At 69.0% G+C, this 13,673-nt stretch carries 18 protein-coding genes; 13 read left to right on the top strand and 5 right to left on the bottom strand.

What is annotated here, in order from left to right; all coding sequences use genetic code 11:
• Positions 1-240 precede the first annotated feature (240 nt).
• The 7 genes from ACT541_RS13795 to ychF all read left to right on the top strand — a co-directional run bounded on the left by ACT541_RS13795 (position 241) and on the right by ychF (position 5,039).
• Complete coding sequence (locus ACT541_RS13795; RefSeq protein WP_476137663.1) at positions 241-741, top strand: type III secretion system chaperone family protein; 501 nt, start codon at positions 241-243, stop codon at positions 739-741.
• Positions 738-1,562 carry a pyrroline-5-carboxylate reductase gene (gene proC / locus ACT541_RS13790; protein WP_476137662.1) on the top strand — a complete coding sequence of 275 codons (825 nt, stop codon included), beginning with the start codon at positions 738-740 and terminating at the stop codon, positions 1,560-1,562. Before ACT541_RS13795 ends, proC begins: the two co-directional genes overlap by 4 nt.
• Positions 1,563-1,784: 222 nt before the next feature.
• Positions 1,785-2,387, top strand: a complete 603-nt coding sequence (locus tag ACT541_RS13785) for a 50S ribosomal protein L25/general stress protein Ctc (RefSeq protein ID WP_476137661.1) — start codon at positions 1,785-1,787, stop codon at positions 2,385-2,387.
• Between the two features lie 28 nt (positions 2,388-2,415).
• Positions 2,416-3,102, top strand: a complete 687-nt coding sequence (gene pth / locus ACT541_RS13780) for an aminoacyl-tRNA hydrolase (RefSeq protein ID WP_476137660.1) — start codon at positions 2,416-2,418, stop codon at positions 3,100-3,102.
• A gap of 203 nt (positions 3,103-3,305) precedes the next feature.
• Entirely contained in the window at positions 3,306-3,515 is a 210-nt protein-coding gene (locus tag ACT541_RS13775; RefSeq protein ID WP_476137659.1) for a cold-shock protein, read from the top strand.
• A 117-nt stretch (positions 3,516-3,632) separates the two neighbouring features.
• Positions 3,633-3,914, top strand: a complete 282-nt coding sequence (gene infA / locus ACT541_RS13770) for a translation initiation factor IF-1 (RefSeq protein ID WP_476137658.1) — start codon at positions 3,633-3,635, stop codon at positions 3,912-3,914.
• A 27-nt stretch (positions 3,915-3,941) separates the two neighbouring features.
• Positions 3,942-5,039, top strand: a complete 1,098-nt coding sequence (gene ychF, locus ACT541_RS13765) for a redox-regulated ATPase YchF (protein WP_476137657.1) — start codon at positions 3,942-3,944, stop codon at positions 5,037-5,039.
• Positions 5,040-5,073: 34 nt separating this feature from the next.
• On the opposite strand, the gene ACT541_RS13760 is transcribed toward ychF, so the two are convergent.
• Positions 5,074-5,358 (bottom strand): hypothetical protein, encoded by a 285-nt coding sequence (locus ACT541_RS13760; protein ID WP_476137656.1) that lies wholly within the window; start codon positions 5,356-5,358, stop codon positions 5,074-5,076.
• 66 nt (positions 5,359-5,424) lie between these two features.
• Here ACT541_RS13760 and ACT541_RS13755 point away from each other — a divergent pair, with 66 nt between their 5' ends.
• The 3 genes from ACT541_RS13755 (at position 5,425) to ACT541_RS13745 (ending at position 7,398) form a co-directional block, all read left to right on the top strand.
• Positions 5,425-5,892, top strand: coding sequence for a MaoC family dehydratase (locus tag ACT541_RS13755; protein WP_476137655.1), 468 nt, complete (start codon positions 5,425-5,427; stop codon positions 5,890-5,892).
• Positions 5,889-6,371 carry a MaoC/PaaZ C-terminal domain-containing protein gene (locus ACT541_RS13750; protein ID WP_476137654.1) on the top strand — a complete coding sequence of 161 codons (483 nt, stop codon included), beginning with the start codon at positions 5,889-5,891 and terminating at the stop codon, positions 6,369-6,371. Before ACT541_RS13755 ends, ACT541_RS13750 begins: the two co-directional genes overlap by 4 nt.
• 106 nt (positions 6,372-6,477) lie before the next feature.
• Entirely contained in the window at positions 6,478-7,398 is a 921-nt protein-coding gene (locus tag ACT541_RS13745) for a pirin family protein (protein WP_476137653.1), read from the top strand.
• Positions 7,399-7,622: 224 nt separating this feature from the next.
• On the opposite strand, the gene efp is transcribed toward ACT541_RS13745, so the two are convergent.
• Entirely contained in the window at positions 7,623-8,189 is a 567-nt protein-coding gene (gene efp, locus ACT541_RS13740; protein WP_476137652.1) for an elongation factor P, read from the bottom strand.
• A 111-nt stretch (positions 8,190-8,300) separates the two neighbouring features.
• On the opposite strand from efp, the gene epmA reads away from it, so the two are divergent.
• The 3 genes from epmA to ACT541_RS13725 all read left to right on the top strand — a co-directional run bounded on the left by epmA (position 8,301) and on the right by ACT541_RS13725 (position 11,562).
• The gene (gene epmA / locus ACT541_RS13735) at positions 8,301-9,359 is read left to right on the top strand and encodes an EF-P lysine aminoacylase EpmA (RefSeq protein ID WP_476137651.1); all 1,059 of its coding nucleotides are present in this window, start codon (positions 8,301-8,303) and stop codon (positions 9,357-9,359) included.
• Positions 9,360-9,412: 53 nt separating this feature from the next.
• Positions 9,413-10,456 carry a cation diffusion facilitator family transporter gene (locus ACT541_RS13730; protein ID WP_476137650.1) on the top strand — a complete coding sequence of 348 codons (1,044 nt, stop codon included), beginning with the start codon at positions 9,413-9,415 and terminating at the stop codon, positions 10,454-10,456.
• Between the two features lie 188 nt (positions 10,457-10,644).
• Positions 10,645-11,562 carry a LysR substrate-binding domain-containing protein gene (locus ACT541_RS13725; protein ID WP_476137649.1) on the top strand — a complete coding sequence of 306 codons (918 nt, stop codon included), beginning with the start codon at positions 10,645-10,647 and terminating at the stop codon, positions 11,560-11,562.
• Here the strand turns inward: ACT541_RS13725 and ACT541_RS13720 are convergent.
• From ACT541_RS13720 to ACT541_RS13710, 3 genes are all read right to left on the bottom strand, one after another.
• Entirely contained in the window at positions 11,543-12,070 is a 528-nt protein-coding gene (locus tag ACT541_RS13720; RefSeq protein WP_476137648.1) for an adenine phosphoribosyltransferase, read from the bottom strand. The genes ACT541_RS13725 and ACT541_RS13720 overlap by 20 nt on opposite strands.
• 24 nt (positions 12,071-12,094) lie before the next feature.
• Positions 12,095-12,976, bottom strand: coding sequence for an S-methyl-5'-thioadenosine phosphorylase (locus tag ACT541_RS13715; RefSeq protein ID WP_476137647.1), 882 nt, complete (start codon positions 12,974-12,976; stop codon positions 12,095-12,097).
• A 96-nt stretch (positions 12,977-13,072) separates the two neighbouring features.
• Positions 13,073-13,657: an LOG family protein gene (locus ACT541_RS13710; protein WP_476137646.1), complete on the bottom strand. Its 585-nt coding sequence runs from the start codon at positions 13,655-13,657 to the stop codon at positions 13,073-13,075.
• Positions 13,658-13,673: the final 16 nt, after the last annotated feature.

Here is a 13,673-nt window from a genome sequence, read left to right as displayed (position 1 = left end):
CCGAACCGTCCACATTTTTTCCCCGGCAATCGACGCCGGGGAAGGTCGCCGCCCGCTCGTCTCGGCCTATACTGAAACTCGTACGAGAGATTCGCGCCGCCGGTCGATCTTTCGATCGGTGTTCCGCGCCTCGTCGCTCCTGCGTTCGACGAAGACTAGTCTTCGACGAAGGTTCCAGTGGTGATGCGTCCCGTTGCGTCTCCCCGCGTCCGGCCATTCCACTCTCGCGAGACCTCGCCGATGAGCCTGATCGAATTGGAACTCGAACGGCAAGCCCACCCGGTGGACGTGATCGAACACGTCGCCGCCCTCGAGGACTGGTCCTTCGAGCGGTCCGGCGACGACGAGATCACCGTCTCGATCGCCGGTTCGTGGTGCGACTATCACGTCTCCGTCTCCTGGATGGAGGATGTCGAGGCGCTGCATCTGGCCTGCGCCTTCGACCTCAAGGTCTCCGACCAGCGCCGCGCCGAGGTGATGCGTCTCCTGGCCATCGTCAACGAGCAGATGCTGCTCGGTCACTTCGACCTGTGGTCGGGCGAAGGCGTGGTGATGTATCGCCATGCCCTCCTGCTGACCGGCGGCATCGAGCCCTCGGCCCGCCAGATCGGCGCCATGCTGGTCGGCGCGATCGAGAGCTGCGACCGCTACTATCAGGCCTTCCAGTTCGTCGTCTGGGCCGGTCGTTCGGCTCAGGAGGCGCTCGAGGGGGCCCTCTTCGAAACCGTGGGCAACGCATGATCGACACGCTTTCCGCCGCCCGTCCGCTGGTCCTCGTCGGTTGCGGCAAGATGGGCGGCGCCATGCTCGCCGGCTGGCTCGACCGCGGGCTCTCGCCCGCGGCCGTCGTCGTCGTCGAGAAGCACGTCTCGCCGGAACTGGCGGCGCTGGCCGAAAAGCACGGCTTCCGCCTCGAGACCGCGGCGCCCGCCGGCGTGACGGCGCGGGTACTGCTGGTCGCGGTGAAGCCGCAGGTGCTCGACGGCGTGCTGCCGGCGATCAAGGCTCTGGTCGACCCCGGCACGGCGGTGATCTCGGTCGTCGCCGGCAAGACCATCGCGACCTTCGCGAACGGCCTCGGCACCGAGCGAATCGTCCGCACCATCCCGAACACGCCTGCCCAGGTCGGTCGCGGCATCACGGGAGCCGCCTGCGGCCCCGCCGTGACCGCCGAGGATCGCGACCTCGTCGGCACACTGCTCGCCACCATCGGCCGGCTCGAGTGGGTCGAGAAAGAAGAACACATCGACCTCGTCACCGCGGTCTCGGGCTCCGGTCCGGCGTATGTCTTCCACATGGTGGAGGCGCTCGCCGCCGCCGGTGCGAGCGCGGGGCTGCCCGCCGATCTTGCCGCACGGCTCGCCCGCGCGACGGTCGAAGGCGCCGGCGAACTGCTGTTCCAGAGCCCCGAGAGCCCCGAGCAACTGCGCATCAACGTCACCTCGCCGGGCGGAACCACCGCCGCGGCGCTGGCCGTCATGATGGGCGGAGAGGCGCTGACGAAGCTGATGACGGAAGCGGTCGCCGCCGCCGCGAAGCGCTCGCGCGAACTGGCGGGCTGAACGACACCGGCAAAGCAGCGTTCGGCGGTGAATTTCCGGCCGAAATCCTTGCGCTTTGCCCCCTTCGGTGCTAGAGACGCGCCCGGTCCCGCGACGCCGACACCCCTGGAGGCAACGTTGGGGACGTCGTCCGCGCGCCCGAGAGGGTCCACGGACGAGAGCCGAAAGGGCCGGTCGACCGGCCTTTTTCTTTTGAATTCTCTGAATGAAGGAAAGCACCCCATGAGCCGTCAGTCTTACGAGCTCGAGGCCGTGGTGCGCGAACGGGTCGGCAAGGGGGCCGCTCGTGCGCTGCGTCTGGAAGGCCGTGTTCCCGCCGTCATCTACGGTGACAAGAAGCCCCCGCTGGCCATCTCGCTCCCCTACAAGGAAGCGGACAAGCGCCTGCGCGCCGGCGGCTTCCTCACCACCGTCGCCACCATCGCGGTCGGCGGCGAGAAGATCCGCGTGATCCCGAAGGACTTCCACATGCACGTGGTCAAGGACACCCTGACCCACGTCGACTTCCTGCGCATCTCCGACGAGACCATCGTCACCGTCTTCGTTCCGGTCCACGCCGTGAACCAGGAGAAGTCGGTCGGCATGAAGCGCGGCGGTGCCCTCTCGATCGTCCATCACGAGATCGAGCTCCAGGTCCGTGCCGACTCCATCCCGGAAGCGGTCGAAGTCGACGTCACCGAGCTGAACATCGGCGACAGCGTCCACATCGAGGACGTCAAGTTCGCCGCTGGCATCAAGCCGGTCATCCACGAGAAGAACTACACCGTTCTCTCGATCACCGCGCCGGTCGGCTTCTCGGAAGCCGCCGAGACCCCGGCCGCGTGATCTCGCATTTCCGCGCCGGAGGCGACCCATGCTCCTCTTCGTGGGCCTCGGCAATCCCGGCGCGGAATACGCGAGAAATCGACACAACATCGGATTCATGGCGGTGGACGCGATCGTCCGCCGCCATTCCTTTTCCCCCTGGCGCGCCAAGTTCCAGGGCCAAGTCTGCGAAGGCACCATCGGCGACGAGAAGATCGTCGCGCTGAAGCCGCAGACCTACATGAACGAGAGCGGCCGTTCGGTCGCCGAAGCCGCCCGCTTCTATAAAGTCGAGCCGAAGGACGTCGTCGTCTTCCACGACGAGCTCGACCTCGACCCCGGCCGCATCCGCGTCAAGTTCGGCGGCGGCCATGCCGGCCACAACGGCCTGCGCTCGATCGGCGCCCACATCGGCGCCGACTATCGCCGCGTCCGCCTCGGCATCGGCCATCCGGGCGCGAAGGAACGCGTCACCGGCTGGGTGCTGGGCGATTTCGCCAAGGTCGACCGCGAATGGCTGGAGCCGCTGCTCGACGACATCGCCGATGCCTCGACCTTCCTCGTCGCCGGCGACGACACCGGCTTCATGAACCGCGTCGCGGCGAAGCCCGCGACCGACAAGGCGCCACCGCCCAAGGCCGCGCCCGCCGCGCCGAAGGCGGCCGGTCCCGAGCCCGCGGCGAAGAACGCCATGGCCGAGACGCTGCGCCGTCTCCTCGCCGCCAAGAAGCGCTGAACGCGTTTTCCCGCCTTCCTTGTTTGCGGGCCGCCGACGCGGTATGATGCGCGCATCGGACTTTGGCCAGACCATCGGCACCTTCGCTCGGAGGCAACTTCGAGTGTCCTCGTCAGCTCTCCCAAAATTCGACCGACCAGATCGCGGCGCGGCTCGTGCGGCGTGATCTTCCATATCTGCGACGAGCGGCAAGGACCACCCACATGACTATCGGCGTCGTCAAGTTCTTCAACGAAACCAAGGGCTACGGCTTCATCCAGCCGGATGACGGCTCCAAGGACGTCTTCGTCCACATCTCGGCCGTCGAGCGTTCGGGCATGACCACCCTGACCGAAGGCCAGAAGGTTTCCTTCGAGGTCGAAGTCGACCGTCGTTCGGGCAAGTCGGCCGCGGCGCGCATCACCGCCGCCTGACGCGACCTCGCGACACGTTCGAATCGAGCCGGGACTCGGGCTTTCCCCGTTTCCGGCTCGATGCTTTTCGGCTATATGCCAACCCCGAACGAACAACCGGAAACGGAACCACGCCACATGGCCAAGGAAGAACTGATCCAGTTCGAGGGCCTCGTCCTCGAAATCCTGCCCGACGCCCGGTTCAAGGTGCGTCTCGAGAACGGCCACGAAATCATCGCCTACACCGCCGGCAAGATGAAGAAGAACCGCATCAAGACGCTGGCAGGCGACCGTGTGACCGTGGAGATGAGCCCCTACGACCTCGAGAAGGGTCGCCTCGTCTTCCGTCATCGTGAAGTCCGTGCCGACGGCGCCCCGCCGCCGCCGCGTCCCGGCGGCCAGCAGTTCCGCCGTCGCTGATCTCTCATCTGACGGAACGATCGACCCATGGGTTTCAAGTGCGGCATCGTCGGCCTGCCGAACGTCGGCAAGTCGACCCTCTTCAACGCGTTGACGCGCACCGCGGCGGCGCAGGCAGCCAATTATCCCTTCTGCACCATCGAGCCGAACACCGGCGAGGTGGGCGTCCCCGACCCGCGGATGGACGCCATCGCCAAGATCGGCAAGTCGGCGCAGATCGTTCCGACCCGCATCACCTTCGTCGACATCGCGGGCCTGGTCCGCGGCGCCTCCAAGGGCGAAGGCCTCGGCAACCAGTTCCTCGCCAACATCCGCGAGGTGGACGCGATCGTCCACGTCCTGCGCTGCTTCGAGGACGGTGACGTCACCCACGTCGAGGGTCGCGTCGACCCGGTCGCCGACGCCGAGACCGTCGAGACCGAGCTGATGCTCGCCGACCTCGACAGCCTCGAGCGCCGCGTCGTCGCCACCCGCAAGAAGGCGGCCGGCGGCGATCGCGAATCGAAGCAGATCCTGCCGGTGATGGAAGGCGCGCTCGAGCTGCTGCAGCACGGCAAGCCGGTCCGCCTGCTCGAGGTCTCCCACGAGGACAGGCCGCTGCTCGACGGGCTGATGCTGCTCACCTCCAAGCCGGTGCTCTACGTCTGCAACGTCGAGGAGGCCTCGGCCGCCAGCGGCAACGCGCATTCGCGCGCCGTCGAGGAGATGGCCGCCAAGCAGGGCGCCCGCGCCGTCGTCATCTCCGCCGCCATCGAGGCCGAGATCGCGCAGCTGTCGGACGAGGAGGAGCTCGAGTTCCTCGAAGGCATGGGCCTGCACGAGCCGGGCCTCGATCGCCTGATCCGCGCCGGCTACGAGCTGCTCGGTCTCATCACCTACTTCACGGTGGGCCCGAAGGAGACGCGCGCCTGGACCATCGTCAAGGGCACCAAGGCCCCGGGCGCCGCCGGCGTGATCCACTCCGACTTCGAACGCGGCTTCATCCGCGCCCAGACCATCGCCTACGACGACTATGTCGCGCTGGGCGGCGAGGCGGCGGCCAAGGAAGCCGGCAAGGCCCGCGACGAAGGCAAGGAATACGTCGTCCAGGACGGCGACATCCTGCTCTTCCGCTTCAACGCCTGAGAAACCAGACGGCGGGGGCCCTCCCCCGCCGTTTTCACGCCGTGCGGTCGAGCCGCGCGCCCGGCGGCGTCGCCCCTTGGGCGAAGACGATCGAGGCGGCCTCCGCCGTCAGCCGCACGCCGAGGAAGACCGCGGCGCCGAGCAGCAGGCCGAGGCCGACGACCATCAGCCCGAGCACCGGCGAGATCGCCAGCAGTGCGAGCCCGATGACCAGCCCGATGCCGGCGAGCACCAGGGCGAGCGTCGAGCCGACGACCCAGAAGGGCCGCACGAGATGCGGGCCGACCCGCGTGTCGAGCGACAGAAGTGAGGCCCACATCGGAACTTGCCTCTTGCGATTCGAACGAAACCGCCGCGATTTTGGACCTTAATGCCCGAAGACGCCATGACCTCGACGCTGCGCCACTACGAAGACTTCGCCGTCGGCGACGTCCTCCCCCTCGGCGAGAAGACGATGACGCGCGACGAGATCGTCGCCTTCGCCCGCCTGTGGGACCCCCAGCCGATGCATCTCGACGAGACCGCGGGTGCGGCCTCGCTGCTCGGCTCGCTCGCCGCCTCGGGCTGGCACACCGGCTGCGTCACCATGCGCCTGCTGGTCGACGGTCTGCTCTCGACCGCCGCCTCGCTCGGCTCGCCCGGCATCGACCGCATGCGCTGGCTGAAGCCGGTGCGTGCCGGCGACCGTCTCGCCGCCCGCCTGACCGTCCTCGACGCCCGCACCTCGCAGAGCCGGCCGACCGTCGGCATCCTGCGCGGACGCATGGACATCGATCGCATCGTGGGTGAGGCCCGCGAACCGGTGGCGATCATGGAATCGACGCTGATGATGCGCCGGAGGACGACGCCATGATGTGGCTCGAGGAGATCCCGGCCGACTGGTCCGTCGACCTCGGGACACACACCTTCACCGCGGAGGCGATCGTCGCCTTCGCCCGCGACTTCGACCCGCAGCCCTTCCACCTCGACGAGGCGGCCGGACGCGCCTCGCTCTTCGGCGGGCTGGCGGCCTCGGGCTGGCACGTCGCCTGCGCCTGGATGGCGCTGTGGATCGCCCACCAGAACCGCGAGATGGAAGCCCGCGCCGCCCGCGGCGAGATCGTCCCCGTGCCCGGCCCCTCGCCGGGCTTCGAGGACATGCGCTGGCTGAAGCCGGTGCTCGCCGGCCAGACCGTCCATTACCGCTCGCGTCTGGTGAAGGCCCGCCCCTCGGCGACGCGACCGGAATGGGGCGTCTTCACCACGCTGAACGAGGGTCTCGTCGACGGCGAGGTGGTCTTCCGCTTCACCGGCAACGTCATGTGGCCGCGTCGGCCACGCGCCGAGGGGTGAGCGGCGAGGGATGCCCTCCGCCACCGGGCCGAACGGATCGTTTCCCGTTCGGCGACTGGCGGCGGCGCGTGAACGTGCCATCTTCTCCTCGAACGAGGAGAGAGCCATGACCGCCGCCGAGCCCCTGCCCCCGATCGACAAGATCGTCCTGCCGCGCCTGCACGACCTCGGCGACGGCTTCACCGTCCGCCGCGCCCTGCCGACCACCGAGCGCCGTATGGTCGGCCCCTTCGTCTTCCTCGACGCCATGGGGCCGGTCGACTTCGCCCCCGGCCGCGGCATCGACGTGCGGCCGCATCCCCACATCGGCCTGTCGACCCTGACCTTCCTGCACCAGGGCGAGATCCGCCATCGCGACTCGACCGGCGCCGTCGAGGTGATCCGCCCGGGCGCGGTCAACTGGATGACCGCCGGCCGCGGCATCGTCCATTCCGAACGCACCCCCGAGGGCACGCGCACCCGGGGCGACCGCGTCGCCGGTCTCCAGCTCTGGCTCGCCCTGCCGCGGAGCCACGAGGAGACCGACCCGACCTTCACCCATGTCGAGGCTTCCGCCCTCCCCGTCCTCGAGGGCGACGGCGCCCGCGCCACGCTGGTCGCGGGTTCGGCCTTCGGCAAGGCGTCGCCGGTGCCGGTCTTCTCCGATCTGGTGCAGCTCGACGTGGTGCTCGAGGCAGGCGCCCGTTTCCGCCTGCCGGCCGATTTCTCGGAACGGGCGATCTGGCCGTCGACCGGCGAGATCGTCGTCGAGGGCGACGACACCGTCCATGCCCCCGACCGTCTGATCCTGCTGCGCCCCGGCGCCGAGATCGTGGTGCGCGCCGTGACGCCCGCCCGCTTCGCCCTCCTCGGCGGCGAGCCCTTCCCCGAGCGGCGCTTTCTCTACTGGAACTTCGTCTCGTCCTCGAAGGAGCGGATCGAAGCCGCCAAGGAAGACTGGCGCGCCAGCCGCTTCGACGGCGTCCCCGGCGAGACCGAGTTCATCCCCCTGCCGCCCGACCCGCCGGGCGTGGTGTGGAAGGGGTGAAGCGGGAGCGTCGGTTCGTTCCCTCGCTCATGGTTCGAGGGCCGACCTGCGGTCGGCCACCTCACCATGAAGCCTCACGAGACGTCGCCCGTTCGGCTTCGGCCCGAGGTGCCCGGCAGAGCCGGGCCTCGAAGGGCGAAGCCGTTGCACGGCCCTCGCCACACGAAAAAACCCGGCCTCGCGGCCGGGTTCTTCATGTCTCGTGTCGATCGCGAACCGATCGATCAGTCCTTCGCGCGCTCGACGTAGGAGCCGTCGACGGTCATCACGACCACGCGGGTGCCGACGCCGACATGCGGCGGGACGGCGGTCTTGACGCCGTTCGACAGCAGCGCCGGCTTGTAGGACGACGACGCCGTCTGGCCCTTGGTCACCGGCTCGGTCTCGACGATCTCGAGCGTGACGCGGGCCGGCAGTTCGATCGAAACCGGAACGTCCTGATAGACCGCGACCTGGCACTCCATGTCTTCCTGGAGATAGGCGGCCATGTCGCCCACCACGTCCTTGGAAACCACGATCTGGTCGTAGTTTTCCTTGTTCATGAAGTGGAAGCCCTCGTCGTCGTTGTAGAGATAGGCGTAGGCGCGCTCGTCGAGCATGGCGCGTTCGACCTGCTCGGTGGTCTTCCAACGCTCGGACACCTTCACGCCGTCCGAAATGCGGCGCATGTCGATCTGCGTGGTGGGCGTGCCCTTGCCGGGATGGAACGACTCGGCGGAAAGAACGACATAGAGCTTGCCGTCCATCTCGACGACGTTGCCCTTGCGGAGATTCTGCGCATTGACTCGCATGGGATGCGGACCTCTGAGAAGGAATACGAAACGGCGCGCGCAGACCCGACGGGTCGCACGATCTCGGCGTCTCCTCTCTCACGGATCGCGCATGGAGGGAAGCAAAAAGTCATGAAAGCCGCCTCTTCCTGGTGGGATCGCGCCGCTCACGCCGACCGTCGCCCCCTCCTTCTCGCCCGCAACGCCGTCAAGCGCGCGATCCGAGCCCATTTCGAGGCCGACGGCTTCGTCGAGGTCGAATGCGACGCGCTCCAGGTCTCGCCCGGCAACGAGACCCATCTGCACGCCCTCGCCGCGACCCCGATCGGCGCCGACGGCGTCGCCGAGACGCGCTTCCTCCACACCTCGCCCGAGTTCGCCATGAAGAAGCTGGTGGCGGCGGGCGAGGAGAAAATCTTCGACTTCGCCCGCGTCTGGCGAAACCGCGAGGGCGGGCCGCTCCACGCCATCGAGTTCACCATGCTCGAATGGTACCGCGCGCACGCGCCCTACGAGACGCTGATGGACGACTGCGCCGACCTCCTGCGGCTCGCCGCCGAGACCGTCGGCACGCGCGAAGTCCGCCGCCGCGACCGCAGCGCCGATCCCTTCGCCACACCCGAACGCATCACCTGCGCCGAGGCCTTCGCGCGGCACGCCGGCATCGACCTGCTGGCCACCCTGCCCGAGGACCCGACCCTGGAACCCGACCGCGACCGCCTCGCCGCGGGCGCCCGCGCCGCCGGCATCCGGGTCTCGGACGACGACGGCTGGTCCGACGTCTTCTCCCGCGTGCTGGCGGAGAAGATCGAACCGGCGCTCGGCGACGGCCGTCCGGCGATCCTGATGGAATACCCGTCGCGGGAGGCCGCGCTCGCCCGCCCCTCACCGCACGATGCCCGCGTCGCCGAGCGGTTCGAGCTCTGGGTCTGCGGCGTCGAGCTCGCCAATGCCTTCGGCGAACTGACCGACCCGGTCGAACAGCGCCGCCGTTTCGGGCTCGAGATGGCGGCGAAGGAGGCGATCTACGGCGAGCGCTACCCGATCGACGAGGATTTCCTCGCCGCCCTCGGGGCGATGCCGCCGACCAGCGGCATCGCCCTCGGCTTCGATCGGCTGGTGATGCTGGCGACCGGTGCGCCGCGCATCGACGACGTCAAATGGGCACCCGCCCGGCCGCTCGGACTGTAATTGTATCCGCGCGGGCGCCGAGGCATGGTCTCGCATCTGCGAGAGGACGAAGCATGAGCGCCGACGCACACCGTGACCATGATCACGACCACCACGACCATACGCACGCGTGCGGCCATGATCACGATCACGGGCGTCGTCACGATCATGATCATGATCATGATGATGATCACGGCCACGATCACGGCCACCGTCACGGCCCCGGCGGCCACGTCCATGCGCCCGCCGACTTCGGCCGCGCCTTCGCCGTCGGCATCGCGCTGAACACCGCCTTCGTCGCGGTCGAGATCGGCTTCGGCCTCGCCGCCAACTCGATGGCGCTGGTCGCCGACGCCGGCCACAATCTCTCCGACGTGCTCGCCCTCGTCGTCGCCTGGCTCGCCGACCGCGCGGTGAAGCGCCCGCCGAGCGCCCGCTTCACCTACGGCTTCGCCGGCACCTCGATCCTCGCGGCGCTGTTCAACGCCGTCTTCCTGGTCGCGGCGCTGGGCGCGCTGGCGCTGGAGGCGGTGCAACGGCTCGTCACGCCCGAGCCGGTCTCCGGCCCGACGATGATGGTGGTCGCCGGCATCGGCATCGCCGTCAACGGCTTCACCGCCTGGCTCTTCGCCCGCGGCTCCAAGGGCGACCTCAACATCCGCGGCGCCTATCTCCACATGCTGACCGACGCGCTGATCTCCGCCGGCGTCGTCGTCGCCGGCCTCGCGGTGTGGCTGACCGGCCTCGTGGCGATCGACCCGATCGTCACGCTGGTGGTGGTGGCGATCGTGCTCTGGGGCACCTGGGGGCTCCTCAAGGAGAGCGCCGTGCTCTCCGTCGCCGCCGTGCCGCCGGGCATCGACCCGGCCGCGGTGCGCGCGGCGCTGACGAGCCTTCCCGGCGTCACGGCGCTGCACGATCTCCACGTCTGGGCGATGTCGACCACCGAGGTGGCGCTGACCGCCCATCTCGTCATGCCCGACGGCCACCCCGGCGACGCCTTCCTGCGCGAGACGGCCGAGATGCTGGAGGAGCGCTTCGACATCGGCCACGTCACCCTTCAGATCGAGACGACCGACGGCACCTGGTGTCGGCTGGTCCCCGACGCGGTGCTGTGATCCCATCGCACCGTCCCTCCCCGGTTTCGGGAGCGGGACGGTGCGCGCCGAAGGTGACGAGGCGGTAGAACTCCAGGTAGATTGAAATCAGGCTGGTCATGGTCGCCTCCTTGCCGGAAGAGACCAACCCGATCGTGCCGCCGGTTCAAACGATCATCCCGCACGCGTCACATAACTTCAGGTGATGTATGGCCCGTGGCCGATTGCCGTTGACGGCGCTCAGAACCTTCGAAGCGGCCGGCCGCCTCCAGAGCTTCACCCGGGCGGCCGAGGAGCTCTTCGTCTCGCAGGCGGCGGTCAGCCGTCAGGTGCGCGACCTCGAGGCCGCGCTCGGCTGCGCCCTGTTCGAGCGCCGCCATCGCCACGTCGTTCTGACCGACGACGGTCGGCGGCTCCTGTCGCAGCTGACGACCTCCTTCGACGACATCGATCGCGCGCTGCGCGACCTGCGGCGCGCGCCGTCCCAGCAGGTCCTGATCGTCAGCGCCGATCCGTCCTTCGCCGCCGGCTGGCTGGTGCCGCACCTCGACGACTTCCACCGCCGCCATCCCGACGTCGACGTTCTCGTCGAGCCCGATCAGCGGCTCGTCGAGTTCCGATCCCACGGCGCCGAGATCGGCATCCGCCATTCGACCGACGCCACCTCCTGGCCGCGCACGAGGGCCCGCCACCTGACCGACGCCAGGGTCACGCCGCTCGTCGCCCCCGCCCTGCTCGCCGCGGGCCCGCCGCTCGCCGAGCCGGCCGACCTCCTGCGCCACCGACTGTTGCACGAAGAGAACCGAAATCTGTGGACCCGCTGGCTCCAGGCGGCCGGCGTGAGCGATGCCGTCGGCATCCGTGGCCCGCTCTACGCCGACGGCGCTCTCGCCGCCAGTGCCGCCGCCATCGGCCACGGCATCGCGCTCTGCGACCCGGCGCTCGCCGCCGAGGACATCGCCGGCGGGCGCCTCGTCCGGCCCTTCGACCTGACGATCGCCGCCGGCGCCTATTGGCTGGTCATGTCGGACCGGCGGCCGCCCAGCGAACCGGCGAGCGCCTTCGTCGCCTGGATCGAGGCGCAGTTCCCGCAGATCGAGACCACGGTCAGTGCCCCTCGAAGCTGACCAGCGAGCGCACCAGCACGCCCATGGCGCGCAGCTTGTCGGCGCCGCCGAGGTCGGGCAGATCGATGACGAAACAGGTCGCCACCACGTCGGCGCCAAGGTTGCGCAGGAGCTGCACGGCGGCGGTCGCCGTGCCGCCGGTGGCGATCAGGTCGTCGACCAGCACCACCTTCTCACCCGCCACGATGGCGTCGCGATGGATCTCCATCTCGTCGACGCCGTATTCGAGGCTGTAGGCGATCGACACCGTCTCGTGCGGCAGCTTGCCCTTCTTGCGGATCGGCACGAAGCCGGCCGAGAGCTGATGCGCCACCGCGCCGCCGAGGATGAAGCCACGCGCCTCCATGCCCGCCACCTTCTCGATGCCGGTGCCGGCATAGGGCTGCACCAGCTCGTCGACCGAACGACGGAAGGCCCGCGGATCGCCGAGCAGCGTGGTGATGTCGCGGAAGACGATGCCGGGCTTGGGATAGTCCGGGATCGAGCGAATGGCGTCACGAAGGTTCATGGGGATGGGTCTCGGGAATGAAGTTCAGGAACGACGGGAGAGCACCCGCCCGGCGACGGCGTCGAGCTTGGCGAGAACCGCCGGGTCGCGGGCGTCGTGCGCCGTCATGATGGCGAAGTCGAGCGCCGTGTCCGAGCCGATCGGACAGGCGGGATGCTCGGCCGGGAAATCGGTCGCGAAGCGCGCGACGAGGCGCTTGGCCTTGTCGGCATTGGCATGGGCGACCGCGATCACCGACTTGACGTCGACGTGGTCGTGATCGGGATGCCAGCAGTCGAAGTCGGTGACCATGGCGACCGTCGCATAGGGCAGCTCCGCCTCGCGGGCGAGCTTGGCCTCCGGCATGTTGGTCATGCCGATCACGTCGAAGCCGGCCGACTTGTACCAGAGGCTCTCGGCGAGGGTCGAGAACTGCGGCCCCTCCATGCAGACGTAGGTACCGCCGCGCACCGCGGCGATGCCTTCGGCCTTCGCCGCCGCCTCGAGCCGGTCCATCAGACCGGGGCTCGTCGGATGACCGAAGGCGACATGGGCGACGCAGCCCTTGCCGAAGAAGGACGAGGCGCGGCGCACGGTGCGGTCGACGAACTGGTCGACCAGCACGAAGGTGCCGGGCGCGAGGTCCTCGCGATAGCTGCCCACCGCCGAGACCGAGATCACGTCGGTGACGCCGGCGCGCTTCAGCGCGTCGATGTTGGCGCGGTAGTCGATGTCGGAGGGCGGCACGCGGTGGCCGCGGCCGTGGCGCGGCAGGAAGACCAGTTTCTTGCCCGCGATCTCGCCGATCAGCAACTCGTCCGACGGCTCACCCCAGGGGCTTTCGACCTTCACCCATTCGGCGTTGGTCAGACCCGGAAGGTCATAGAGCCCCGAGCCGCCGATCACCCCGATCACCGATGCCGTCATGGTCGTCCCCGTCGTTGGTCGTCGCGCCCGAGTGTCATCATTCCGCGTCGCAATGCAATCCGGGATCACCCCCGAAATCCGGCCGCGACGTCGCGCTCACGGCTTCACCGTCTCGCCGGCGGTCGCCCACTTGGCCGACGGCGGCGCGTAGGCGCGGAAGCGCGCGACGAGCGTGTCGATGTCGTCGGCGAAGACCAGCATCTCGGCATGGCGCGCGCCGGTGAAGCCCTCGGCGACCATCGTGTCGATCATCGTCCGGAGCGAACGGTAGTAGCCGCCGACGTCGAGGAAGCCGCAGGGTTTGGCGTGGATGCCGAGCTGCGCCCAGGTCCATTGTTCGAAGATTTCGTCGAGCGTGCCGGCACCGCCCGGCAGGGCGACGAACCCGTCGGCGATCTCGGCCATCGCCGCCTTGCGCTCGTGCATCGTCTCGACGACCCGCATCTCGGTGAGACCCGGATGGGCGAGCTCGCGATCGACCAGGGCGCGCGGGATGACGCCGATCACCCGGCCGCCCGCCGCCAGCGCACCGTCGGCGACCGCCCCCATCAGGCCGACCCGCCCGCCGCCGTAGACGATCCCGATCCCCTCCGCGGCGAGCCGTCGACCGACGTCGAGCGCCGTCTGGCGGTGGATGGGCTTCGTGCCGTCGGCGGAGCCGCAGAAGATGCCGAGAATCATCGCAGGTTCCCTCTCG

It is taken from the genome of Pinisolibacter sp. DMC100 (assembly GCF_056313705.1).
This window is presented reverse-complemented; position numbering and strand designations above follow the sequence as displayed.

Bases quoted from the DNA above. Each gene is read 5' to 3' on its own strand.
- ychF (WP_476137657.1), top strand. From the start codon at position 3,942: ATGGGTTTCAAGTGCGGCATCGTCGGCCTGCCGAACGTCGGCAAGTCG.
- ACT541_RS13750 (WP_476137654.1), top strand. From the start codon at position 5,889: ATGATGTGGCTCGAGGAGATCCCGGCCGACTGGTCCGTCGACCTCGGG.
- ACT541_RS13715 (WP_476137647.1), bottom strand. From the start codon at position 12,976: ATGACGGCATCGGTGATCGGGGTGATCGGCGGCTCGGGGCTCTATGAC.
- efp (WP_476137652.1), bottom strand. From the start codon at position 8,189: ATGCGAGTCAATGCGCAGAATCTCCGCAAGGGCAACGTCGTCGAGATG.
- epmA (WP_476137651.1), top strand. From the start codon at position 8,301: ATGAAAGCCGCCTCTTCCTGGTGGGATCGCGCCGCTCACGCCGACCGT.
- ACT541_RS13760 (WP_476137656.1), bottom strand. From the start codon at position 5,358: ATGTGGGCCTCACTTCTGTCGCTCGACACGCGGGTCGGCCCGCATCTC.
- infA (WP_476137658.1), top strand. From the start codon at position 3,633: ATGGCCAAGGAAGAACTGATCCAGTTCGAGGGCCTCGTCCTCGAAATC.
- pth (WP_476137660.1), top strand. From the start codon at position 2,416: ATGCTCCTCTTCGTGGGCCTCGGCAATCCCGGCGCGGAATACGCGAGA.
- ACT541_RS13755 (WP_476137655.1), top strand. From the start codon at position 5,425: ATGACCTCGACGCTGCGCCACTACGAAGACTTCGCCGTCGGCGACGTC.
- ACT541_RS13795 (WP_476137663.1), top strand. From the start codon at position 241: ATGAGCCTGATCGAATTGGAACTCGAACGGCAAGCCCACCCGGTGGAC.
- proC (WP_476137662.1), top strand. From the start codon at position 738: ATGATCGACACGCTTTCCGCCGCCCGTCCGCTGGTCCTCGTCGGTTGC.
- ACT541_RS13785 (WP_476137661.1), top strand. From the start codon at position 1,785: ATGAGCCGTCAGTCTTACGAGCTCGAGGCCGTGGTGCGCGAACGGGTC.
- ACT541_RS13710 (WP_476137646.1), bottom strand. From the start codon at position 13,657: ATGATTCTCGGCATCTTCTGCGGCTCCGCCGACGGCACGAAGCCCATC.
- ACT541_RS13725 (WP_476137649.1), top strand. From the start codon at position 10,645: ATGGCCCGTGGCCGATTGCCGTTGACGGCGCTCAGAACCTTCGAAGCG.
- ACT541_RS13730 (WP_476137650.1), top strand. From the start codon at position 9,413: ATGAGCGCCGACGCACACCGTGACCATGATCACGACCACCACGACCAT.
- ACT541_RS13775 (WP_476137659.1), top strand. From the start codon at position 3,306: ATGACTATCGGCGTCGTCAAGTTCTTCAACGAAACCAAGGGCTACGGC.
- ACT541_RS13720 (WP_476137648.1), bottom strand. From the start codon at position 12,070: ATGAACCTTCGTGACGCCATTCGCTCGATCCCGGACTATCCCAAGCCC.
- ACT541_RS13745 (WP_476137653.1), top strand. From the start codon at position 6,478: ATGACCGCCGCCGAGCCCCTGCCCCCGATCGACAAGATCGTCCTGCCG.